This window comes from Virgibacillus sp. LDC1 (assembly GCF_025792345.1).
GTDB classification, from domain to species: Bacteria; Bacillota; Bacilli; order Paenibacillales; family Paenibacillaceae; genus Paenibacillus_AQ; species Paenibacillus_AQ lautus.
On sequence record NZ_JAOXLZ010000006.1, the window covers coordinates 124,552 to 148,245 of the forward strand.

Genomic DNA, 23,694 nt, shown 5'->3' on the forward strand with positions numbered 1-23,694 from the left:
ATTGCGCACTTGCAACCCGGAGCAGACACCGGTTTTTCAACCATTTACATGTTCGCCCGGACTTACCGGGTTACTCCGGCGTTCCTTGCGTTACCCCATGAACATACGTCTGCCAAGGGGTGTCCAGTGCTCCTTGCCCCGGGTTATAGGTAAAGAAGTACTCGACGGTATCCCCATGCTTCAAGTTATTGACAGGGTAGGTATAGCTGCCGTTCCCCGTTGGGGCCATGGCTACGTTCAGCTGCCCGCCATGATTGACCTTATAGTGTAAATCGGCAAAGGTCGCGCCATTGACATAGAACAGCAAGTCATCGCCGATTTTCTTCAGGCCCTTCACCTCATCGCCGATGACAATCACGGTGGATGGTGCCTGCACAACGGTAATGGTAGCGCTGGCTGTTTTATTGCCGTCAGCGGTCGTCGCCGTGACGGTTGTCGTACCCGGGGCAAGCCCTGTCACGAGACCGCTCGGACTCACGGATGCGATGCTGGAACTCGAAACGGACCAGGTGACCTGCTTATTCGTTGCATTGGACGGTGCCACGCTGGCGTTTAATTGAGCACTCTGCCCGACTTCCACCTGTGCTGTGGCTGGATTCACCGTTACGCCGGTAACGGGCACGTTTCCCGGATTCTGGCCGCCGCCTTCTCCTTCTTTATACACACGCACATAGTCCACCTGCATCGTTGCAGGAATATCGGACGGATCCGGGGTCCGGCCGCCGTCAAAGGTCCCGCCGATCGCCAGATTCATAATGAGGTAGAACGGCTGATCGAAAGGAGCATTCGGATTGTTCGGCGCCGCTGCGGAATACCATTGATCCCGGGTTACTTTAAAGAAGAACTTGCCATCCACATACCATCTAATGCTGTCCTCTTCCCAGACGACCGAGTAGACATGATAGTCATTGGCAAAGGTTTGCCCCTCAGGGAAGTGATATTCGCCGGAAAGATGCCGGTTCGTCGGCCATTGCCCGCCAAAGTGTACGGCGCCGCTCGTCGCGCCAGGCAGGCGTCCTCTTGCTTCCATCACATCGATTTCACCGGAGGATGCCCATGTCCCATACACATTATCCTGCGGAAGCATCCAGAGCGCAGGCCAGATGCCGTTGCCTGTAGGCAGCTTTGCACGGAAGTCCACTCGGCCATACTTAAGGGAGAAATGATCTTTGGTGTTAATCTTGCCGGAGGAGTATTGTGCATACCGATTTGGATCCTGCGGGAAGGATTTTGGCTCGTTTAAGGCCTTGATATTAAGCTTTCCGTCCTGCACATAAACATTTTGTGCATGATCGGTATAATGCTGCAGCTCCGAATTGCCCCAACCCCAGGTATTGGGATCGTCGCTGAGATAATAACCTGTTTCATAATTCCATTTGCTGAGATCGAGCGCAGTTCCGTTAAATTCATCCTGCCAGATGAGATCCATGCCCTCGATGGCCGAGTCGCTTGGCGTTCCGATCGGAATATCCTCCTGATCGGTTACATCCGGGCGGGGAGCATCCGGGTTGCCAATCAAAGTATAGTTGACGAAATTGCTGCCCACACTTCCACCTGCCTGCCCATTTAGCGGATAGCCGATACGGATCTGCATATCCTCCTGGATCGGCTGAAACCACAGGCCATAGATATGGTCGGCCCAATATCCCCACTGATTGGCATCAGACATGTTGTTGTAGCCATTAGCGGCATATACAAATCCGCTCTGACTCGAATTGTCCAAATCCACCCATTGCCCGTTGATATGGATCTGGTATACGAAATTGCCAAGCTCGGTGCCGATTGGCGCACCCCCATCAATTTTAGGCAGTGGGATGCCGATAGCGCCGCTCGCATCGGCTGTAAAGGTCGTTCCTTCATAAGGCGTAAGCACATAAGAATTTCTTACGGGCTCATTAAAGGTGATGGTATATACGATGTTAGCCGAAGAGGTCTTTGACTCTAATTTGACGTTAATCGATTCCGTTACGTTAAACCAGTAGCCGCCGCCTCCGTCGGTGAATTGGCCGAAGTTCTGATCGTAGATCCAGCCGCTGGCTGCATTGTTGTCGATATCGATCCATTGGCTGCTGTTTACAGGCTTCACATACACCTTTAAATCATCCGCTACGGCCGCATAGGTTATGGCGGGATCATGGTTGAAAGTCGGATAGGTAAAGCCGGCACCGCCCGTAAAACCTGCCGTAATTTGCGGGCCTTGCGTCGGGGTCATCGCCGTGATGGTTGTTTTGTTGATGTTTTGAAAGACAAGTGAATATTCAAGCGTGACCCCATTGGCTTTGGAGTGCAGCTGAATTTCGGTCGTTGCGGAGAGCGTGAACCAATAGCCGGTAAAGCCGCCGTCGTTCCAGTGACCCCAATTCTGGTTATAGACAAAGCTGCTGACACTGTCGATATCAACCCAGCTGCCATTTACTTTCACCTTTACTCCCAGGTCCTGGGCAACATCATTCCAGGTGGCGGAGCCTCCGTTGAAGATCGGCATGACAAAACCGTAGCTAGCCTGATCAACCCCTGATTTTGTGATGACAGGCCCGTCTGCTGCCGAAAAGTAAGACATTGAGGTAATGGTAGTCCCGGCAGCCTCAGCTGCCTGAACCTTCGAGGTCGGCCATAGACCGATGCCAGCCAGCATCAGGACCGCCAAGAACAAACTCAATCCCTTTTGCCTAAACCGCCTTTCCGTAATGTAAGATCGCCTCATAAATACCCTCCCTTAATCATTATGGATTCTCCCAGACTATGCGCGTAATGGAAAACGCTTACACCTAAGAACATCTTTATTCTATCGAATTTCATAATCAGAAGGATAGGTACCATTTTTTTGGTTGTGTCCCATTATTTCGGGTTTTAGGCGGGGATAGATCATTCATCAAAAAAGGAGTGAAACGCACCCGGCGTTCACTCCTTATGCTGCAGCTATTTCATCAAGGTCTTCATAAAATGCTCCTGGAACCGCTTGGCGTCGACACCGGTGCAGACGTTGACGTTCGGCCGAGCGGTACAACGCGGACGCAGATCGGCAATGGTTCTGCCATAGGAGTGAATGCCTTCCAGATCGACCTGCAGCACCATCGGCTGAACCTCAACCAGGCTCGGGTCGATCGCGACGGCTACCGCCAGCGGATCATGCAGGGCACAGCCGGTCCGGTCGCCATAGGCTTCCCGGTAGCCTCCGATATAGTAGGAAGTCATGTCGGCCAAGAAGCGGGTCAGGTCAAAATCCAGGTCTCTCCAGCGCTGAATATCCTCCAGACTGAGCTCGGTCTGCATGGTCACGTCCAGGCCGACCAGCATAATCGGAGCTCCGGATTGGAAGACGAGCTGGGCCGCTTCCGGGTCGGAGTATACATTCGCTTCCGCATGCATCCGGCGGTTGCCCGGCACGCCCACGGCTCCGCCCATTATGATAATCTGACGGACCAACGACGATATCTCCGGCGCCTGCAGAATGGCCCCAGCCAGATTGGTCAATGGGCCGACGCAGATCAGCGTTACCTGCTTCGGATATCGCCGGACCTGATCCACCATAAAGGCCGCGGCGGACGTGGAGACCGGCTTGGCTCCCGGATCGGGGAATGCTAGGTTGCCGAGTCCATTCTCGCCATGAAACTGGACGGGATAAGACTTGATAGAGGGATGGAACAAGGGGGCGGCTTCCCCCATGGCGACAGGGATTCCGGCTGCGCCAAGTCGCTCCAGCACATGGAGCGTATTGCGAGTGGCGTACTCTACCGGAACGTTTCCGAAACAGGTCGTTATTCCCAGGATATCGAGAGCCGAAGAGCGGACGGCATAGGCAATCGCCAGCGCATCGTCCACGCCCGTATCCACATCCAATACGATTCGATGCATTAATCATGCTCCTTCCTTTGACGGTTATGACAGCACCGTGCGAATGTAATGCTGTAGGAATGCCTCTTCACGGACCTGCATGCAGACAGAGGCATTGGTCCGTGACTGCGGACGCCTGAAGTCGACCAGCGTTGCACCGGAAGATACCAGTCCCTTTGTCTCGATATAGACGTAATAATCCTCCATCTCCACAAGGGAAGCGTCCTCGACGACAGCCAGCGCCAGCGGATCATGCATCAGCCGATATCTGCCCTCGTTCAAGCGGTCGCTTGCCTCAAAGCTGAAGGTGAATATATGGTGCATGAATGCTCTTAATTCTGCCTGTTCATCCGTGAAACCGTTCATAAGCTGTTGAAAATGAGCCTCGCCGAACTTGGCCTTTCCGGTCACGTCCAGGCCTACCATCGTAATCGGAATCCCGGACTCGAACACCCGGTGCGCCGCTTCGGGATCGCCGTGGATGTTGGCTTCGGATACGGGCGTTATATTGCCCGGCACCTTGATGGCGCCTCCCATCAGCACCAGCTTGGCTTTCTGCGCGATCGACGGGTCTTTGGCGAGCGCCACCGCCAGATTGGTCAGCCTGCCCGTGAATACCAGGGTAATGTCATGTGCCTGTTCCCGTACCTTCCGCACGATGAAATCAGATGCCCTCTCGTTCACCGGCGATTGGCGCGCCTCCTCCGGCAGTTCATATCCGGCCAGGCCGTTGGCTCCATGAATGGCGGTTACGTTCTCGCGGCGAGGGCGAAATAAAGGGGCGTCCGCTCCCATAGCAACGGGAATTTCGTACCGGGGCTGCGCCAATTCGAGCACCTGGAGCGTATTCTCCGTCGCCTGCTTCACGTCCACATTGCCGAACACCGTTGTAATGCCTTCTATATGCAGCTTATTGGATTTTACGGCAAAGATGAGCGCCAGGGCATCATCCACGCCGGTATCCACATCCAACAAGATGTGCTTTACCTGCTCCATATCGTCACTCCCTTATTCCATCACTTATGCTTGGCAAGCTCGTCCGCAAGCTCCGGTATCGCCAGGATGTTATGGCCGATATCCAGGGAGTGGCAGAGCCTGCTAATATGCGGCTGCTTCAGCATCGCCTGCTCCAGTACATCCAGATTCCAGAAGATGGCCCGCTTGTCGTCATCCGCAATGACCTGGCGGTTCGCCATGACGATGACCCGATGGAAGTTGTTCACGACAAATTCCATATCATGCGTGATGGTGATAATGGTTTTTCCTTCCTGGTTTAAAGCCTCGATCAGATGGGCGAGCCGCGCCATAGCCGGAAGATCCTGGCCTGCCGTCGGCTCATCCAGAATGATGACGCTGGAATCCATCGCAATGACGGAGGCAATCGTTACGAATTTACGCATGGAATAGGGCAAATTGTACGGATTGTCCTTAAGAAACGGGACGACGCCTGCCAGCTCCGCCGCTTTCATGACGTTCGCTTTGACCTGTTCCTCCGGAAGGCCGAGCTTGCGGGGGCCGAATTCAATCTCGCTGTACACATCGTTATGAAAGATCTGGTCGTCCGGGTTCTGAAACACATAGCCGACCTTTCTCGATATTTGCGCGGTGGTATAATCCCGCGTATTCCAGCCGTCGATGACGACATCTCCCTCAGAAGGCTTGAGGAGCCCGTTCATCATCTTGACGGTGGTCGTTTTCCCTGCCCCGTTCTGGCCGACAATGGCAACGGATTCCCCCTTTCGGAAGGACATGTTGACGCTATCCACCGCTTTGTAGCCGTTCGGATAGGCATAGGAAACATTCGTCAAAGTCAGAAAGCTCATGCGTTAACCCCCTTCTTCATCCATGTCTGCACGGCCTCGAGGGCTTCCTTTTCCGTTAAGGGGATGCTGCCGAGATCCATCCCCCGTTTGCGCATGTCCAGGCCGAACAGCGAATATTGGGGAAGCGCGGCTCCGAATGCCAGGGCGCGCTCATCGGTAAGAATCTTCTGTGAGCTGCCTTGCATCGCCACTTCACCCTCGCTCAGCAGAATGACATTGTCGGCATATTCAGCAATCAGCTCAATTTTATGTTCGACGAGAATGATGGTTTTTCCCTTTTTCTTCATCAGCTCAATAATCTTGAACACTTCTTCCGTCCCCTTCGGATCAAGCTGCGAGGTTGGTTCGTCAATAACCAGCACATCCGGCTCCATGACGATGATGGAGGCGAGCGCAACCCGCTGCTTCTGGCCGCCGGAGAGCTCGAACGGGTTTTTGTCCCGCAAATAATCGATCTCCAGCATGTGGATGACCTGATCCACCTTCTCCCGGATAAGTCCGGGCTCCATGCCCAGATTTTCAAGGCCAAATGCAATCTCTTCAAACACGTTATCCTTCACGCCGCTGATCTGTGTAAAAGGATTCTGGAACACATAGCCGATTTTTTGGGAGAGCTCGCCCATTTCCCATTCGCGGATATCCTTGCCTTCGATCAGCACCTCGCCGCGCAGATCTCCCTTATAGAAGTGGGGGATAAACCCGCGAATGACGTTGCACAGGGTCGTTTTTCCGCCTCCGTTGGCCCCGATCAGCGCATACAGCTTGCCTCTTTCGATCGTTACGTTCACGTTCTTAAGTGCATCGGTCTCACTGATCGGATATTGGTAGGATAGATTCTTGATCGTAATGATACTCATAGCGCAACTCTCCAGACGATTAAGATGGCAAGCAGTACGACCAGCAGAATTCGAACCAGCCGGTCATGCTTTGTTTTCTCCAGTTTGTAGATGCTGCTTTTTTTGACATTGGCCGAGAAGGCTCTCGACTCCAGCGTCAGTACCCGTTCCTCCGTGCTGGCCACGGAACCGAGAATGAGCGGGCTAAGGGTCGGCAGGAAGGCTTTCATGCGGACAAGCAGCTTGCCTTCGGTTTCAACGCCTCTTGTTTTTTGGGCATCCATGATGACGTGGGTCAGCTTTTTCATCTCCGGAATGAGCTGCAAGGTGGACAAGATGACATAGGTTACTTTGGACGGCAGGCCGATCTGTTCCAGGGAATGGACCAGATCCTTGACCTTGGTGATGCGGAAGAACAGAATGAAGGCCGATGCCACCGCCACGATTTTGGATGTCAGGAACAGGGCGAATTCAAGTCCTTCCCGCTTGATAGAGAAGATGCTCCAGCTCCACAGAATGTCGTTGCCGGGATAGAAGAAGCTCTGCAGAATAAAGATGAACACAACAATCATCAGCAGTGCCTTGATCGCCAGATTGGAAAATTCCTTGAAGCTGCCGGCAAAGTAGGCCAGCACCATGCAAATCGGCAGGACGGCGTAACTGAACCCGTAGCCGGGCACGATAAATGCTGCCATGCATAAAGCCATGGTAATCATAAACTTGGTTGTTGGATAAAGACGGCTCAATAAGGACCGTTCGTTATTCACAAGAACCCCTCCTTTATGAAAGCGTATCCATTACGGACTACACGTCATTTCTTTTTGATAAAAGCTGCACCGTAATTGAGCTTGGACAAGTATCTTGGGGACATCTTCATCACGATGACAAAGGCAACGACGTTGCTGATGATTTTGTCGACGCTTTCCACCAGGATTTTGGTTGAGAATACCGCTGTCCAGATCTGCTGACCGGAGGCCAGGAATGTAGCAACCACGGCATCCGAAGAGTTGCCTGTCGCTCCGCCGAACATCAGCACCTGGATTGGAGAAGCCACGATCAGAACGGTCAGTACGACAGCGAATGAGGACAAGATGACTTTCCAGAGCTTCGTATACATGCCTCTCATGGAGAGCAGGCCGACCACTAGACCGACGGCCATTTGTACAGGCGTAAATGCGAACGAGACCGGGTTCGTTATGCCGACAACAAGATTGGTGCTGGCCCCCGTAATCATACCGACCCAAGGACCGGCGATCATGGCCGTCAGAATCGTCCCGATGGTGTTCAGGTAAATCGGCAGCTTGAGCAGCAGTATAATTTGCGCGCCGACAAAGTTGATTGCGATCCCAATCGGGATCAACAAAATGGCCAACAACGAAAAATCATATTTAAATCCGCGTTTGATTCCCATTGATTTTTCCCCCTAGAGCATAGTTTGTTTTCAAGCAATCCCTATTCGTCCGCTAAGATGGTATGGAGCGCGACCTCGACCATGTCGTGGAAGGATTTCTCGCTGTCTTGATGGGACGAACGTTCATTGGTCAGCAGATGGCTGCCTACCGTCAATATGGACAGGGCCCTGACGCCGTATTTAGCAGCCAGCGTGTACAGGGCGGCACTTTCCATCTCAACCGCGAGCACGCCGAAGTCCATAAATTTATGAAGACGGTCCAACGTTTCTCTATAGAATTCATCGGAATTATAGATATTGCCGACAAAGACATTCACCTGCTTCTCCTGAGCCAGTCGATGGGCTTTGCTTAACATGTCATAATCGGCTGTTGGCGCGTAATTGCAGCCATAAAATATTTTTTCCATCAGATTGCTGTCCGAGGATACGGCTTGAGCCAGTACGATGTCGCGTACCTGAAGCTCTTTTTGCATGGCCCCGCACGTACCGATGCGGATCAGCTGTTTAACCCCGTAATCCTGAATCAGCTCCGTCGCATAAATGCTCATGGTCGGGTTGCCCATTCCTGTACCTTGGACCGAAACGGGAACTCCTTTATAAAGGCCGGTGTACCCGTACATGCCCCTCACTTCGTTGTAACAATATACCTCCTCTAAAAAGTGCTCTGCTACAAACTTCGCCCGCAGCGGATCGCCGGGCAGCAGCACACGTTCAGCGATTTCTCCCTGCTTTGCTCCCAAATGTATGCTCATCTTGCTCCTCCTGCTTACTGGCCTCCCTCTTGAGAAAGCGCTTTATTATTGATCTGCCTTCATCATAGTCAGAATCGGAGGGATAACCAAGACCAGAAAGTTACGGAGCCTAACGGAAAAATGCAACCATGAGGTCTCATGGTTGCATTAATTCCTTGCGGATATTTTCCAAATCCCGTTTGGTCGGTATCGTTGAAATGATGACCACGGGTACCGCATTCAGCTCGACAGGAAACGTGCTGATCACAAAATCGATGCCGTGTTTTCGAATCATTTCATCGGTAAGCCCCTCCATAATGGAGGTGTTGATGATCAGCTCGTCACCGATTTCATTCTTGATGAGCTTGGCGACGTAATGGCGGATGGAGAATTCCTCGCCGATCAGCAGGAAAGCCTTTTTGCTGTTATAGCGCAGGCTGGAGCTGATCAACAGCGTCAGCTTCGTCAGATGATAGTCGTTATACTGAATGCCCGGGTAGCGCTGGCTCCATTCCAGCATGCAGCTTTTTACGCTCTGGTACATGGGCCGGCAATCCCTTTGAACATATTCCGTCAAGCTGCTTGCCGAAATGGCGATCAGATCGGGAAGCGCATTTTCTAGCCGCAGCTTCTCGAAGAAATCGCCGATTTCCCAGATGAACCGGTCGTTCATATCAATCGCAGGGAACGCGGCAAGCGCCAGCATGAGGAAATGATTGAGGAGTCGATACTTTTCCTCCCCGATTTCCACTAGGCTTGCTTTCTCCCTCGATATCATCGCGCTGACTTTCGCATCATCATAATAATTGTATTGGCCCAAGCTGAACATGGCTTGCAGAAACCGGATTTCGTCCAGCGGCAGATGAATGGCGTACCGCTGTTCCAGCGCTCTGGCCAATGCGGCAACAGATGCGTGAAGCATGCTGCTCTCCCAGTCATAGTGCCCGTTGGGAACATCCGCATATTTGCCCTGCAGCACTCGGGTAATCATGATCGCCGCCAGAAAAGACAAGCTCCGCTTGGCGTTCAGGAAATACACGATGTCATTCTCCGACTCGATCGTCGTAATATACTCATGGATCTGGGCTTGGTCGATGTCGGCAAATGGCCAGCCGGAGAATTCATAGGCATCGTAATATAATTTCCAGTAAAAATAACGGATACCGATTTCACTGCCTTTGACCTCAGGCATGGAATATGCGATGCGCAAATGGTATCGCTTCAGGTCATGGTTGTTCAGCCGGATAATCAGCTTTTTCAGCGAAGAAGAGCTCATATACAGCTTGTCGGCCAGCTCTTCCAGCGAGTAGCGCCCTCCCTCGGCAAATAGCACATCGAGCAGCTGGTAGAGGGTTCTCTGCCTGTACATGGAAGAGATGACCTCGCCAATCGCGACATTCCGTTTATCATAGTGGAGAATGACGCCTTTTCCACGCGAAATCTCAAAATGAATCGAAGGAGGAAGCTCCTCCTTGGCTTCATCGATAATTTTACGGATCGTTTTGTCCGATACGCCAATCTGCTCTTCAATCTCGGCAAGGGTGAACCAGCGATACTCGGAATCGAGCAGGGTCAGCAGCTTATGTGTCAGTATGAATTCCTTTTCCATGCGTCGGTTCTCCCCCTGCTATTGGATTACAAATAAATCCTCCGCGCCTCCTCATTAAAGAACGCGATCACATTCTCATACTCGGCAATGTCGATCCGGTGTTGCCGCATGATCTTTTGGATAAAGATAGCATCCGTAAAAAGGGAATTAATCATTCTCTCGCACCATACCGGCGTGTCTTTAAAATAATCCACCAAATGATGAATTTCATCAAACTTAAAATAAAGGATATAACAGACATAATTCTGAAGCAGCATACGGAAACAATGATCGCGATAGGGGGTTGAGCGATTGTCCGAGAGGAAGTCTCTCATCATACCGAATAATGTTGTTTTATTTTCGGAGTACATATGCATTAAACCATCCACGTCATTAATCAGCTGCAATACAGCCTCTAGCCCTTCTTCAAGGGGCATCTCCAGCTTGGCCGATTTGCCCTCGATGGACCTTAACAGCTCCAGTGTAAGGCTTTTGCAGGTTTGGATTTGATGTGGATCGATGGATATTTGATCTCTGTACTTGTCGTGATGCTTGCTGTAGTAATCGTGATAAGCAGTTACATATTGCTCAACATGAATGTTGGTTTTCGTATGGACCAAATCAAGCCCGCGGAATGAAAAGGCGTAGAGGGTCTCCTCATTCACCGGGTGCGCGTATAGGTAGAAAAAGAAGAAAAAATCTCTTAATTGCTGTCTCTGTTCCTCGTTCAACCTGGAGGCATCCGTCAATTGGGCCAGCTGAAAGAAGCAGTAGTGCTTCATCATATCATTCATGGCATTATACGGGTTGAGCTTGGCAATGGACGTCGTCGCATTGATCGTAAACAACAAATAATAGAATACCAATTCATCATAGACATCCAGCTGCTTATAGGAGTCCGAGAGCACAGGCTTCCAGTCCGGACTCGCAACATAATTGGGGTCCCTTGGCTGTAATTCATACGCCCACTCCACAAAGGCCTCAACGCTACGTTCGGCAAAGAATAACGCTGCACTGTCATCCTCAAGAAGGCCGTATTCAAAGCCGTCCGTTTGAACGGACGGTAATCCTCTATTGAATTTAATATTAAGATATTCATTATATAGTAATTGAAGTTTCATTCGTCTATCCTCGGCTCTTATTTGATTTAACTCGTTATTAACGTTTTGGCGCTTCTCCTACTCTTTTCCTTATAGATATTCAACATATAGCGGGGCATTCCTCTAGTCCATAATAGATGGACGATACCTCAAAGCAGCGGTCCCGTGCCTATCCATGCGCATAAGCTGGCCTGGCTGTTCAATGCAATTCGCAGCATAGGGGTTCCTTGCCGCGTTCGGTCAGAACGAACGCCATGTCGCCCCCCGTACCCTTCGTAGTCCGTTAATGCTGTTCTAGTCAAACGGCGCTTGTTCATCAAGATGCAAATTTCAATTGCCGGGTTTACGGAAAGGGTGTACACTGGGTGCCGAAGTGACCATTATAGAACAGGGTGTGTTTCATATTTTCAGACTGCGCCAATTCTATTTAAATCATCTAAAGCGAAAAATGTTCAACAAAATCGTTGTGCTGTATTCGACCGTCATGATCGTGCTGTTCGCGATTGCGGCAACCCTGGTTTATCAATATCAGACGCAGCGCATACTCCGCGAGCAGACCGATGCGAATCTCAAATCCGCGCATGTTCTGAATATTTATTTGAGCCGGCAGTACGAGGGCATACAGAATATATTTCAGCAGATATATGGAGATGCCACGCTGAGCGATGAGCTGATCTATTTTTTGAACAACGAATATGAGAGTTACCTGAAATATCGGCTGGATTTATACACCAGGACGGGAGAGCAGCGTTTACGGTCTTTTAATACCTTGCTGAAAAACTACCTGGAGCAGGAGTCAAGCGCCAGAAGCGTGTCGATCTACAGCTATCCGAACAATTTTTACATGCATATCAGCCGGACCAATCAGCAGTTGAATAATGAAGCGGGTTCCAAGAACAAGTGGGAGACCTGGTTTGCCCGCCGGGAGCAGCACAGCTGGGATACCATGCCTCAAAACGAGTCTTCGGGTTCATCCGGAGGTTCCGGTCCTAGATCATATTCCTATTCGAGAGAGCTGAAGGACCCGTGGACCCTGAATCGGGTGGGGATGATGAATGTGGAGTTCGACGCCCGGCAAATTTCATCTTGGCTGGAGAACCGAGCTTCGGTAAAAGGCCGGATTTTGGTGTTGAATGCACAGGGAACCGTTATTTACGATTCGGAGGATGAGTACTACGGTCAAACCTATCCCTACCACTTGGAGCAGGAAAAAGCCGGGGACTGGGTGGAGCTGGACGAACCCTCTAAAGTGAACATATTGAATGTCGGCAACGCGGGCCTGTCGGTGGTGGGGATTGTGTCGCAATCCCTGATCAAAGAGAGCACGGAGAGTTTAAGAACCGGACTGATCCTGGTCACGCTTGTGTTTATGGCGGCCAGTTTTGCGATTACGTTTACGATCATTCGAAAGTTCTCCAAAAAAGTGCAGCGGATTATCCGCTCGATGAACCGGATCGGCGAAGGCGATCTGTCGACGCGCATTCAGATGTCCGGCGAAGATGAGCTCCAGCAGATTTCCCGCCGGTTTAACGACATGGGCGACCGTTTGGAGCAATATATCGATAAAATGTATACCTCGGAAATCAAGCAAAAAAATGCGGAGCTGGTCGCCCTGCAATCCCAGATCAACCCTCATTTTCTATATAATACGCTCGAATCCATTCGCATGAAGGCGTATTTCGAAGGGGCGAAGGAAGTGGGGCAAATGATATACAGCTTGTCGGTCATGTTCAAGAACATGGTGAAAAAAAGCACGGTGGTTACCGTTGAAGAGGAAATGGACATGTGTTCTGTTTATCTCGACCTGTTCCGCATCCGCTATGACGGACGGCTGGAGACGGAAATCGAGGTGGATCCAGAAATTCAAAGTGTCAGCATTATCAAGCTGCTGGTCCAGCCGATCGTGGAAAACTATATCGTTCACGGGTTTCGCCCGCTGGAAGATAACAATAAAATTTCAGTCCGTGCCCGCCGGGCAGGGGACCGGGTCGTGATCATCGTATCGGATAATGGAACGGGCATACCGGAGGAAAAGCTTACCCAAATCCGCGGCACGCTGGACAAGGTTCTCCAGCCTCCCGACAAGGGTTACCGTTCGATCGGGCTCATGAATGTGCATGAACGAATCGTGCTGAATTACGGAAATGATTACGGAGTGGCCATAAACAGCACGGAGGGACAGGGAACCGAGGTCCGCATGGAAATACCGATGGTTCGCAAGGGGGAGACGACATGAGGAAGGTATTTTTTGTTGATGACGAGCCTTTGATCGCTCAGGGGTTGGCCACCATTGTGGATTGGCAGAATTACGACCTGCATGTGTCAGGTTCGGCCAACGATGGGTTGCAGGCGCTTGAGCGGTTGAGGGAAGAGCCCGTGGATCTGCTGATCACGGACATTATGATGCCAAGAATGAACGGACTCGAGCTTATCAAGAAGGTAAAGGAAATGCATCCCCGCACCAAATTCATTGTGCTCAGCGGGTACGAAGAATTTGAATATGTGAAGGTGGGGATCACGCTCGGCATTCAGAATTATATTTTGAAGCCGATCAACATCGAGGAGCTGGAAGCGACCATTAAGCATATCCGAGGGGACTGGGAGCGCGAGGAATTGAAACGGTTTCGCTCCGAGGAGGATTGGAAGATCCTGCGCAGCAATATATTGCAGCGATGGGTCAACGGCGAAATCAAAAGCTCGGAATTAAAGCAAAGAGCCGAACTTCTCGGAATTCCGCTGAATTATGTCTCCTACCAGGTTTACGTTCTGCGGCTTATATCCGACGAACGCCCGGTATCCCAGCTCTATCGCTTGACCAGTCTAGCCGATGAATTTTGCCGGGCTTTTTCGGAAGAGCTTGGGGGAGATCATGAGGTGATCTGTTTCCCTGATGCCGATGACGACATCGTTGTGATGTCGGTTGCGATGAATGAACGGAAGGATGCGGCGCGGGAAGGCATGAGAAATGCCATGGCCAAGCTGCGGGTGTTGACCGGCTTGCGCATGTGGTGCTCCGAAGGAAATGCGGGCTTCAATGATTTCAAAGACATTCAGGAGAGCTACAGGAAGGCGAAGGGCCATTTCAACGCCTGCCTGATTGCCGGAGATGACATGACCCTCTTCAGTCCGCCTGCGGAACCGGAGACCGTTCAGGCTTCTTCGCCGTCCGCTCGTCCCGATACGTTTGCAAAGCTGTTGATCGAGGGGGACGTCCCCTCCTTGCAGGCTTATATCGAGTCCGTTCTCGGCGGTGGCAGCGGGGAGCAGACGGTACCCCGGGCAACCTGCTTGAACGCGGCAGTCCAATTGATGATCGCGGCGAAGGATATGGAGAAAAATCCCGATTACAGCGAGGTATTTACGCCAATGCACCGGATTAATACGCTCCAGGGACTCCGAAATCATGTATGGCGTATCGTCGAACGCTGCCTTACGCGCCTGGAAGAAGCGGATCAGGGCTACAGCCTGCATGTCTCGTTCCTAGTGGAGCAGGTGCAGCACCATTATCCGGAAGAGCTTTCCCTGAAGACGCTGAGCCAGCGGCTGCAGATGCATCCGAATTATTTGGGGCAGCTCTTTCAGCAGGAGGTCGGCGCAAGCTTCTCGGATTATTTGAACCAGTACCGCATCGAGAAAGCCACGCAGCTCCTTTTACATACGGATCAAAAGACGGCGGATATTGCGTTCAGCGTAGGTTATACGGACAGCTCGTACTTTTACAGGCAGTTCAAAAAATATACGGGCGTGTCTCCAACTGAAATGAGGTCCATGTATCGGATCTAAATCAACAATAAACCATTTGCGACAGGCTCAAGGTGGATAACCTTTGGCCTGTTCTTTGTTGTTTTTAGGGGATTCTTTAATTTATCCATCCCGTTCTAGTATTTTTCAACTTGAGCGCGATAGCGCTTACTTGGCACAATGATAGTAGTTAAAGGGCGAGTGATAGAATAGCTGCATCGACAAAGATCATGGGGGATCTTCTACAACAGTCGCATCACTTGTATTTAACAGGGAAGAGGAGGAGTGTTCATGTCGGGGTTCATCAAAAAGGTCATACGCAACCGGTTTATGCTGTTGATGATACTGCCCGGAACCATATGGTTTCTTATCTTTGCTTACTTGCCCATGTTCGGCACCGTTCTTGCTTTTAAGGACTTCCGTATAAGCCCGGACGGGTTTTTCGCCAGCGTGTTCAACAGCGAATGGGTAGGGTTCAAAAACTTCGAGTATCTGTTTACAACCAATGATGCCTATATCATTACGAGGAATACGATTCTGTACAACCTGGCTTTTATTATCCTGGGCCTGATCATTGCGGTGGGCTTTGCGATCATGCTAAGCGAGCTTGTCAACAAGCGGACGGCCAAGGTATATCAGACCGGCATGTTTCTGCCGCATTTTTTGTCGTGGGTTATCATCAGTTATTTTGCGTTCACCTTCTTGAGCGTAGACAAAGGGACGTTGAATCAAATCATCACTTATTTCGGGGGAGAGCCGATCAGCTGGTACGCCGAAGCTAAATATTGGCCCTTCATTCTCGTTTTTGTCGGCATCTGGAAAGGCGTGGGCTATAACAGCGTGATTTACCTGGCAGCTATTACAGGGATCGACAAGTCTTATTATGAAGCAGCTGTTATCGATGGAGCCAACAAGTGGAAGCAAACGCGGTACATTACGATTCCGCTCTTGAAGCCGCTGATGATCATACTGACCATATTGGCAATCGGGGGCATCTTCCGTTCCGATTTCGGATTGTTCTATCAGCTTCCGAAAGACTCGGGTGCTCTCTACCCGGTAACGAATGTTATCGATACCTTCGTCTACCGCGGACTGATCAATATGGGGGACATCGGAATGAGTACGGCAGCGGGCTTGTACCAATCGCTTGTAGGGCTGGTTCTGATTCTAGTCGCCAATTATATCGTTCGACGAATTGAAAAAGATCATGCGATCTTCTAATCCGAGGGAGGTGTACCGTTCATGACGCAGCTATCAACGCAAACCGCGAATCAGCCGGCAAAGCGTTCAAAGAAGAGAGACTATAACGCCATCTCCCCATTGTGGAATACGATTTTCAATATCGTGATCGGCATCTTCTCGTTCTCCTGTATCTTTCCGTTTCTATTTGTTATTATTATTTCCTTGACCGACGAACAGACTCTGGTCTTGGAAGGCTTCAGGCTGCTGCCGAGTCAGTTCAGTACGGCGGCGTACGAATATATTTTCGAAACGGGAGGCGAGCTGCTGTCCTCGTTCAGCTTAACGCTCCTGGTCACGGTACTGGGGACGCTGGTGAGTCTGGCGCTGGTTACGACTTATGCTTATGCATTGTCCCGTCGAAATTTTGAATTTAGAGGGTTTTTCAGCTTCCTCGCATTCTTTACCATGCTGTTCTCGGGTGGTATGGTACCTGGTTATATCGTGATGACCCAGTTCCTGCATCTGCAAAACACGATCTGGGCGTTGATATTTCCTTTATCCTTGAGCGCGTTCTCCATCATTGTCATGAGAACCTTTTTTCAAACGACGATTCCGGATGAAATTATCGAGTCCGCCAAAATCGATGGCGCCGGCGAGTTTCTGACCTTTATCCGAATTGTGCTGCCGGTCTCGCTGCCGGGGATTGCAACGATTGGTTTGTTCAGCTCTTTGGGGTACTGGAACGACTGGTTTAACGCCTTGCTGTATTACAACAATCCACAGGCGACACCACCGCTGCAGTTCATGCTCATGAAGATTGAGAAGAATATGGACTTTCTGACACAGAATGCGCAGAATATCGGTTCATTTGATGCAGCAGCCGGCCTGCCGACAGAGACGGTAAGGATGGCGATGGTCGTATTGGCGACGCTGCCGATTGTTATGGCGTATCCGTTCTTCCAGCGATATTTTGTCCAGGGCCTGACGGTAGGCTCGGTCAAAGGCTAATTTCATAAGGTTGTACCCGCATCACACACGGCCGGAGAAATCCGGCTTTGATGTTCCAAGTGTGTAAGCGGTGCCAATATAGCATTAACCATTAAGTGATACAGGGGGAAAAACACATGTTTAAGAAAAAGGTTTCTATACTGTCCCTTGCTCTTGTGCTTCTGCTGACGGTTGTATTGTCGGCTTGCGGCAGCAAGGAAGGCGCTAATTCCGGCGAGCCTGCGAAGGAAGAGGCAGCCGTTCAGAGCGACGGCACGGTTGATGTTTCCAAGCTGGATCCGGTCAAACTGAAAATGTACATGATCGGGCCTAACCAGAAGGATCTTCCCGTGGTTCAAGAGGAGATCAATAAATATTTGACGGAAAAAATCAATGCAACAATCGAGATCAGTATGATCGACTGGGGCGATTACAGCCAGCGGATGCAGGTGATTACAAGCTCCGGCGAGAATTATGATATTGCCTTCACAAGCTCATGGGCGTTCGATTATCTTCCAAATGCCGCGAAGGGCGCGTTTAAGCCGCTGAATGACCTGCTTGATCAGTATGGAAAAGGCATTAAGGAAACATTGGACCCCCGTTTCTTGGAAGGAACGAAGGTCAACGGCGTGAACTATGGCATCCCGGCCAACAAGGAACTGGCACAGCAGTTTGTATGGCGCTTCAATAAGAAATATCTGGATAAGTACAATTTGGACATTTCCAATGTAACGACGCTTGAGGATCTCGAACCGCTTCTGAAAACGATTAAAGAGAACGAGCCTGCGGATATTACGCCGCTTGCCGTACCGAAAGGCTTTAAGCCGTACTTGCCGGTCGACTTCCCGCTTGGCGATGAAATTCCGATCGGTATGTACCTGGACACCAAAGACTTTAAATTTGTGAATTTGCTGGATTCACCTGAACTGAAATCGGCGCTGACCACGATGCGCAAATACTATAAAGCGGGTTATGTGCGCGAGGACGTAGCGACGCTGGATGGTATTGATAACATCAAAACCGGCAAATGGCTCGTGGACCGCGAGATTACGCAGCCATACGCGGAGCTCGGCTGGTCCAGAAACGCGGGATATGACATTGTGACAAGACCGATGCACGATCCAGTCATTTACACCAGCTCCGCAGCGGGCTCGATGATGGCGATTTCTTCGTACTCCAAAAATCCGGAGCGGGCGATGATGTTCTTGAACCTGCTTAACACCGATGTGAAGCTCCGGAATATGATTCAATACGGTTTGGAAGGTACGCACTACAAGAAGCTTGAGGAGCCGTACATCGAGGATATGCCTGCTATGCAGGAGAGCTATGCCATGCCTGGATTTGCGCTCGGCAATATGTTCCTGACGTACCTTCATGAGGGTGAGCCTAAAGACAAGTGGGAAGCGTTCGAGAAGTTTAACAGCTCCGCTGTAGTAGCTCCTACATTCGGCTTTAACTTTGACACGGCTCCGGTAAAAACGGAGGTTGCGGCTATCACGAACGTAGCGAAGGAATTTATTCCTGCCCTGTATACCGGCTCCATCGATCCTGAAGAATACTTGCCAAAAGCAAAACAAAAGTTCCAGGATGCTGGTATTGACAAAGTTATCGCTGAAGCTCAAAAGCAGTTTGATGAGTGGAAAGCTCAAAACAAGTAATCCGTCAAAAAGGTATGAGGGGTAGAAACGGCTGGTCTTCACGGCCGTTTCTCTCTGTCATTCCTTGAAACTTTAAATATAGGAGGTTATTCCATTGAAACGAATCAAACCGGATTATTTAACGAAAGCCCAGTGGAAACGGAAAATGACGGTATGGATGAGCACAGCAGTGCTGGCAGCGTCCCTGGCAGGTTTTGCTGGAGAAGCCGAAGCAGCACAGCCATACTCATCATATTGGTATCCGAACACGCTGCTGGAATGGTCGCCGTCCACGGATAAAGATGCACTTTTTAACCGGGGAACGGTGAAGCTGGAAGATCAGCGTATCCAGGGCAATAAGGTAAACAGTAATGCCAAGGAGGAAGTGAAGGTTCTATCGATTGCTTCCATGTATCCAAGTACAAGCGGAGCTCCATCCCAAGGCTCGGAGAAGTTCCACACCTATACGTTCAGTAATTGGCAGTATATCGACAAGCTGGTGATGTGGGGCGGCTCGGCAGGCGAAGGATTGATCGTTCCGCCAAGCGCTGACGTGATCGACGCGGCCCACAAGAATGGTGTACCTGTTTTTGGAACCGTTTTCTTGCCGCAAACCGAGCATGGGGGCAAGATCCAATGGATGCATGATCTGTTAAAGCAGCGGGAGGACGGATCGTTCCCGGTTGCAGACAAACTGATTGAGGTTGCTACGTATTACGGATTTGACGGCTGGTTCATCAATCAGGAAACCCAGGGCGGAACGCCGGAGGATGCCGCCAAGATGGCCCAATTTTTAACGTATCTTCAGCAGAAAAAAGCGCCGGGCATGGAAGTGATCTGGTACGATTCCATGATCAAGGAGGGACCGGTGAAGTGGCAGGGGGCTTTGACGGACAAGAACGAGATGTTCTTCCAAAAGGGAAATCAGCGGGTTTCCGACAATATGTTTATCGATTTCCGCTGGCAGTTCAAAGACGAGAAGAACGGCAAATACGATTACATCACTCCGTTCTTGAACTCCCCGGCCAAAGCGGCCGAGCTTGGCCGCAGCCCGTATGATCTTTACGCTGGCATCGATGTGGAGGCGAACGGCTACGAAGGCAAGTTCAATTGGCCGGTTGTGTTTCCGGACGGCAAGAAAGCTACGACCTCCCTCGGCATTTACCGCCCCGATTGGGCGTTCAACAGCTCCGAGACCCATGAGGAGTATTTGAAAAAGGAGCAGATCTTCTGGGTAGGACCCGGAATGAACCCGGCCAATACCTCGCAGCCTGAAGGAACCGATCCGCTCGCATGGAGAGGGATTGCGAATGATGTGGTTGCCAAAACCGTGCTCACCGATTCCGAATTCGTCACCCATTTCAATACCGGAAACGGCCACATGTTTGCGGTGGACGGCAAAGTGATGCGAAGCAGCGACTGGAGCAATCGGAGCCTGCAGGATATTTTGCCAACCTGGCGCTGGATCACGGAGCTAAGCGGTAAAGGCGAGGCCCTCAAGCCTGGATTTGATTTCAGCAAATCCTACTACGGAGGCAGCTCCCTTCAAGTGGTGGGTGCCGTAAGCAAAGACTCCTCCACCCATGTTAAGCTGTATAAGGCGAATATCCCGGTAGAAGCGACGACCGAAGTATCGCTCGTCTATGCGGACAATGCAAAGGACGCCAAGGTGAAGATTGGTTTAGCATTCTCCGATGCGCCGGATCGGTACGAATTTTTCGAACCTGGCAAGTGGACTGCCACGGGTGCGAATCAGGATTGGAAGCAGGGTAGCGTCAAGCTGAACAAGTATAAAGGCCGTACGATCGCCGGAATCTCGCTCCAATTCGAGTCCGCGGCGGATCAGGCGGATTATCGGGCCAACATCGGCCGTCTGGCGGTTACGCAGGTGAACGACAAGGCGAAGAAACCGCACGCGGTGACCGATTTGAAGGTCATCGACAACGATTTCCGCGACGGGATCTATGGTGATGCGCGCTTGTCTTGGAAGGCACCCAAACAGGAAGAGGACGTCATGTATTACCAGGTATACCGTGTTCATCCGGACGGCAAGTACGAGTTGATGGGCATGACGGGGAATACCGTATATTATGTGCCGGAAATGAAGCGGCAGCTGAAAGAGCAGGCAACCCAAATGGTCGTGATTCCGGTAAACCGTCATTACGAACAAGGAAAAGCATCGTCGATAACCTTTGACTGGCCGGAATATCCGAAGCCGGTTGCAGCCTTCGAGGCGGATAAAACGCTGATCGCACCAGGAGAAACGGTACAATTCACGGATCTTTCCTCGGAAGTAACGGAATCCTGGAGCTGGAGCTTCCCGGGTGGACAGCCAGCGTCCAGCACGGAGCAGAATCCAAAAGTAACATATCCGGAGGAAGGAACGTACGAAGTGACGCTAACCGCTACAAATAGCGTTGGCGAGGACTTGGTTCGGAAGAAGCTCATTACGGTTACACGGGAAGCGGAGAATGGCGTTGGCAACCTTGCCCTTGGCAAAAAAACGTCAGCATCCAGCTTCGTGAACGAGAAGGAAGCACCTCCATTTGCGGTGGACGGTAATGCCGCTTCCAAGTGGTGTGCTGTCGGAGACGGGCCTCACTGGCTGACGGTGGACTTGGGAGCCGAGCATAAGATCAGCGAATTCGTGATCAAGCATGCCGAAGCCGGAAGCGAGCCGGCCGCGTTCAACACGCGGGCATTCTCCATTCAGGTAAGCTTGGACGGCAAGGAATGGAAGGATGCGGTATCGGTCAAGGACAATACGAAAGCGATCAGCAGCCATGCCATCGAACTGACCTCCGCACAGTATGTGCGTCTTCAAATAGAGAAGGCGACACAAGGCGGGGATACGGCAGCGCGGATTTATGATTTTGAAGTACTGGGTTTGAAATAATTCCGATGACTTGAAAGAGCGTTCCCCTTAAATGGGGAACGCTCTTTTTTTGATTGCCCATATCGTCAGGACCCGTCATAGAATCGCCGTCAAGGCCCGAGCCCAGCATGCATAGATTTTGTATAGATGGCACCTACACGATATTCTCGGAGCGCGCCATTTGTATGGCTTCTTCCCGGTTATTGACGCCTAGCTTGGAATAGAGAATCGAGCAGTAATTACGGATCGTTCCCTCCGATAAAAATAGCTTGGCGGCGATCGACTTGTAGCGCAGTCCGCTCGAGAGATTCTCCAGAATCTCCATCTCGCGTTTCGTAAGCCCGTATGGGTAGTTTTCCTGACTTGAGCCGATTCGTTCCAGCTGCTCACGTTGACGCTTCATCTCTTCGAAGACTTGTGCGGCGACCGATTGGTCGATCCAGGTTCCTCCGTTATAAATAAGTTTCAAGGCTTCCTTCATTTCCCGCGGATGAACTGACTTCAGGATGTAGCCTTCCGCCCCGTGCTCCAATGCAGTTGCAGCCTGCAAGGAATCCTCAAACGTTGTCATGAGCACAACCTTCATATTAGGCCATCGCTGTTTCATCTCAAGTAAAGCTTCAAGTCCGCCCATTCCCTGCATTCGAATATCCATTAACACGATATCCGTTTGGGTTCGTTCACAATGCTCCAATGCTTCCCGTCCGTCCCCAGCCTTACCTACAACGATAAACTCGGCATGCTGTTCCAAATTATGCTTTAAGCTGTCCGTGATGATCGTCTGGTCATCAACGATCAGCAGACGGATCGTGTCATGTACTGGCTCAGTCTGCAGCGGAATATTACATATGACGATAGTGCCTTGCCCAGACCCGGAATGGACGGACAGCGTGCCGTTAAATAATTCAAGGCGTTCCTTCATCCCATGGAGCCCAAAACCGAATTGGATGTTATCCATTCCAATGCCGTTATCTTCGATCTGTAATCGAAGCTGCTGACTATCGAAATGCAGCTGAACGGTTATCACGCTCGCCTGGCCGTGCCGAACGGCGTTGGTTAGAGACTCTTGAAGGCAGCGATATAGACTAAAGTTTATTTTTTGCATAACGAGAGTCTCACTTCCGATCACACGGAAATGGATAGTTAACCCTGTCGATTTCATAAACGAATCGCTTAACTGCCACAGCGACTCACTTAACGAATGGCTTAACGTGGTATGAGAGAGCTTGTGCAGATGCTTTCGGATATCCTCGAGACTGTGCTGTGCGATACCGACAAGCGAATCAATTCTCTCGATTTGCGAATCCGGTACGGATGATCGGAGTGATTCGACGCCGACGATGAGCGAGGTAAGCGAATGGCCGATCGTGTCATGCAGCTCATGTGACAGCCGGCTGCGCTCCTCCATCAGCGTAAGCTCCTCGATCCGCTTAATATGCTGCTCCAGCAGCAGCTTCTGCTCTTGGATAATTCGGGATTGCTTATGGGACTGAATTAATATATTAAACGCGAAGCCGATGGCAAAACCAAGGCTGCAGTTAACGATATACTCATACGGGAGGCGACTAGCCATCCAACCGTTCAAGATCGGGAATATGATTCCACAGAGGATTCCTGTCCACACATAGCTTCTTCGACTGCTCGTCAAACTGATAATCATCACGAATAGAATGAAAGACCACAACAATTCCGGTGCTGCGTAGGCCAAATAGAGATGGAACAAGCCTGCTGTTGTGACTTCGACTGCAAGATACCGTTCTTCTTTTCTATAGCGTACCGTTAAGGGAATGAGGTAAAGAGCCAGAGCAAAAGAAAGTACAACCCAAACCGGCGCATGGATCAATGACGGATTGACAATAGCAGTGCTTACGATAATAACCAGCCAAAGTGTTCGTATGGCTACAAGTAACCAATCATACCAGAACCATTTTTTCATTAGGGAGAACACG

17 protein-coding genes are annotated in these 23,694 nt (G+C 50.8%); 6 read left to right on the top strand and 11 right to left on the bottom strand.

Translation table 11 applies throughout. The annotated features are described in order from the left end of the window. Nucleotides 1-70 precede the first annotated feature (70 nt). From OHJ21_RS28470 to OHJ21_RS28515, 10 genes are all read right to left on the bottom strand, one after another. Nucleotides 71-2,704: a family 16 glycosylhydrolase gene (locus OHJ21_RS28470; protein WP_486021791.1), complete on the bottom strand. Its 2,634-nt coding sequence runs from the start codon at nt 2,702-2,704 to the stop codon at nt 71-73. A gap of 215 nt (nt 2,705-2,919) precedes the next feature. Further along, nucleotides 2,920-3,855 carry a nucleoside hydrolase gene (locus tag OHJ21_RS28475; RefSeq protein ID WP_486021793.1) on the bottom strand — a complete coding sequence of 312 codons (936 nt, stop codon included), beginning with the start codon at nt 3,853-3,855 and terminating at the stop codon, nt 2,920-2,922. A 24-nt stretch (nt 3,856-3,879) separates the two neighbouring features. Further along, nucleotides 3,880-4,830, bottom strand: coding sequence for a nucleoside hydrolase (locus tag OHJ21_RS28480; RefSeq protein ID WP_326118527.1), 951 nt, complete (start codon nt 4,828-4,830; stop codon nt 3,880-3,882). 20 nt (nt 4,831-4,850) lie between these two features. Continuing rightward, entirely contained in the window at nt 4,851-5,657 is an 807-nt protein-coding gene (locus OHJ21_RS28485) for an energy-coupling factor ABC transporter ATP-binding protein (protein ID WP_486021795.1), read from the bottom strand. Beyond that, on the bottom strand, nt 5,654-6,514 hold the full coding sequence (locus OHJ21_RS28490; RefSeq protein WP_486021797.1) for an energy-coupling factor ABC transporter ATP-binding protein: 861 nt from the start codon (nt 6,512-6,514) through the stop codon (nt 5,654-5,656). Before OHJ21_RS28490 ends, OHJ21_RS28485 begins: the two co-directional genes overlap by 4 nt. Beyond that, nucleotides 6,511-7,260 carry an energy-coupling factor transporter transmembrane component T gene (locus OHJ21_RS28495; RefSeq protein ID WP_326118529.1) on the bottom strand — a complete coding sequence of 250 codons (750 nt, stop codon included), beginning with the start codon at nt 7,258-7,260 and terminating at the stop codon, nt 6,511-6,513. Before OHJ21_RS28495 ends, OHJ21_RS28490 begins: the two co-directional genes overlap by 4 nt. A 44-nt stretch (nt 7,261-7,304) precedes the next feature. Next, entirely contained in the window at nt 7,305-7,904 is a 600-nt protein-coding gene (locus OHJ21_RS28500; RefSeq protein WP_326118530.1) for an ECF transporter S component, read from the bottom strand. Nucleotides 7,905-7,945: 41 nt separating this feature from the next. After that, the gene (gene deoD, locus OHJ21_RS28505; RefSeq protein WP_100541255.1) at nt 7,946-8,656 is read right to left on the bottom strand and encodes a purine-nucleoside phosphorylase; all 711 of its coding nucleotides are present in this window, start codon (nt 8,654-8,656) and stop codon (nt 7,946-7,948) included. Between the two features lie 136 nt (nt 8,657-8,792). Continuing rightward, on the bottom strand, nt 8,793-10,244 hold the full coding sequence (locus OHJ21_RS28510; protein ID WP_486021799.1) for an AcpB/EbpR/MafR family transcriptional regulator: 1,452 nt from the start codon (nt 10,242-10,244) through the stop codon (nt 8,793-8,795). Nucleotides 10,245-10,270: 26 nt separating this feature from the next. Continuing rightward, the gene (locus OHJ21_RS28515; protein WP_486021801.1) at nt 10,271-11,344 is read right to left on the bottom strand and encodes a hypothetical protein; all 1,074 of its coding nucleotides are present in this window, start codon (nt 11,342-11,344) and stop codon (nt 10,271-10,273) included. Between the two features lie 352 nt (nt 11,345-11,696). Here OHJ21_RS28515 and OHJ21_RS28520 point away from each other — a divergent pair, with 352 nt between their 5' ends. The 6 genes from OHJ21_RS28520 (at nt 11,697) to OHJ21_RS28545 (ending at nt 21,766) form a co-directional block, all read left to right on the top strand. Continuing rightward, the gene (locus OHJ21_RS28520) at nt 11,697-13,559 is read left to right on the top strand and encodes a sensor histidine kinase (protein WP_486021802.1); all 1,863 of its coding nucleotides are present in this window, start codon (nt 11,697-11,699) and stop codon (nt 13,557-13,559) included. Next, nucleotides 13,556-15,106 (top strand): response regulator, encoded by a 1,551-nt coding sequence (locus OHJ21_RS28525; RefSeq protein WP_486021804.1) that lies wholly within the window; start codon nt 13,556-13,558, stop codon nt 15,104-15,106. Before OHJ21_RS28520 ends, OHJ21_RS28525 begins: the two co-directional genes overlap by 4 nt. Before the next feature lie 249 nt (nt 15,107-15,355). Continuing rightward, a complete protein-coding gene (locus tag OHJ21_RS28530; RefSeq protein WP_071219420.1) occupies nt 15,356-16,285 on the top strand; it encodes an ABC transporter permease in 930 nt (309 codons plus the stop codon). 21 nt (nt 16,286-16,306) lie between these two features. Beyond that, nucleotides 16,307-17,254 (top strand): carbohydrate ABC transporter permease, encoded by a 948-nt coding sequence (locus tag OHJ21_RS28535; RefSeq protein ID WP_194540187.1) that lies wholly within the window; start codon nt 16,307-16,309, stop codon nt 17,252-17,254. A 116-nt stretch (nt 17,255-17,370) separates the two neighbouring features. Then, nucleotides 17,371-18,891: an ABC transporter substrate-binding protein gene (locus OHJ21_RS28540; RefSeq protein ID WP_486021807.1), complete on the top strand. Its 1,521-nt coding sequence runs from the start codon at nt 17,371-17,373 to the stop codon at nt 18,889-18,891. Nucleotides 18,892-18,985: 94 nt separating this feature from the next. Next, nucleotides 18,986-21,766 (top strand): endo-beta-N-acetylglucosaminidase, encoded by a 2,781-nt coding sequence (locus OHJ21_RS28545; RefSeq protein ID WP_486021808.1) that lies wholly within the window; start codon nt 18,986-18,988, stop codon nt 21,764-21,766. A 133-nt stretch (nt 21,767-21,899) separates the two neighbouring features. Here the strand turns inward: OHJ21_RS28545 and OHJ21_RS28550 are convergent, their stop codons facing one another. Next, entirely contained in the window at nt 21,900-23,693 is a 1,794-nt protein-coding gene (locus OHJ21_RS28550; protein ID WP_486021810.1) for a response regulator, read from the bottom strand. Between the last annotated feature and the right edge of the window lies 1 nt (nt 23,694).

Excerpts from the sequence above, each read along its gene's own strand:
- OHJ21_RS28470 (WP_486021791.1), bottom strand. The coding sequence starts at position 2,704 with ATGAGGCGATCTTACATTACGGAAAGGCGGTTTAGGCAAAAGGGATTG.
- OHJ21_RS28475 (WP_486021793.1), bottom strand. The coding sequence starts at position 3,855 with ATGCATCGAATCGTATTGGATGTGGATACGGGCGTGGACGATGCGCTG.
- OHJ21_RS28480 (WP_326118527.1), bottom strand. The coding sequence starts at position 4,830 with ATGGAGCAGGTAAAGCACATCTTGTTGGATGTGGATACCGGCGTGGAT.
- OHJ21_RS28485 (WP_486021795.1), bottom strand. The coding sequence starts at position 5,657 with ATGAGCTTTCTGACTTTGACGAATGTTTCCTATGCCTATCCGAACGGC.
- OHJ21_RS28490 (WP_486021797.1), bottom strand. The coding sequence starts at position 6,514 with ATGAGTATCATTACGATCAAGAATCTATCCTACCAATATCCGATCAGT.
- OHJ21_RS28500 (WP_326118530.1), bottom strand. The coding sequence starts at position 7,904 with ATGGGAATCAAACGCGGATTTAAATATGATTTTTCGTTGTTGGCCATT.
- deoD (WP_100541255.1), bottom strand. The coding sequence starts at position 8,656 with ATGAGCATACATTTGGGAGCAAAGCAGGGAGAAATCGCTGAACGTGTG.
- OHJ21_RS28510 (WP_486021799.1), bottom strand. The coding sequence starts at position 10,244 with ATGGAAAAGGAATTCATACTGACACATAAGCTGCTGACCCTGCTCGAT.
- OHJ21_RS28515 (WP_486021801.1), bottom strand. The coding sequence starts at position 11,344 with ATGAAACTTCAATTACTATATAATGAATATCTTAATATTAAATTCAAT.
- OHJ21_RS28525 (WP_486021804.1), top strand. The coding sequence starts at position 13,556 with ATGAGGAAGGTATTTTTTGTTGATGACGAGCCTTTGATCGCTCAGGGG.
- OHJ21_RS28530 (WP_071219420.1), top strand. The coding sequence starts at position 15,356 with ATGTCGGGGTTCATCAAAAAGGTCATACGCAACCGGTTTATGCTGTTG.
- OHJ21_RS28535 (WP_194540187.1), top strand. The coding sequence starts at position 16,307 with ATGACGCAGCTATCAACGCAAACCGCGAATCAGCCGGCAAAGCGTTCA.
- OHJ21_RS28540 (WP_486021807.1), top strand. The coding sequence starts at position 17,371 with ATGTTTAAGAAAAAGGTTTCTATACTGTCCCTTGCTCTTGTGCTTCTG.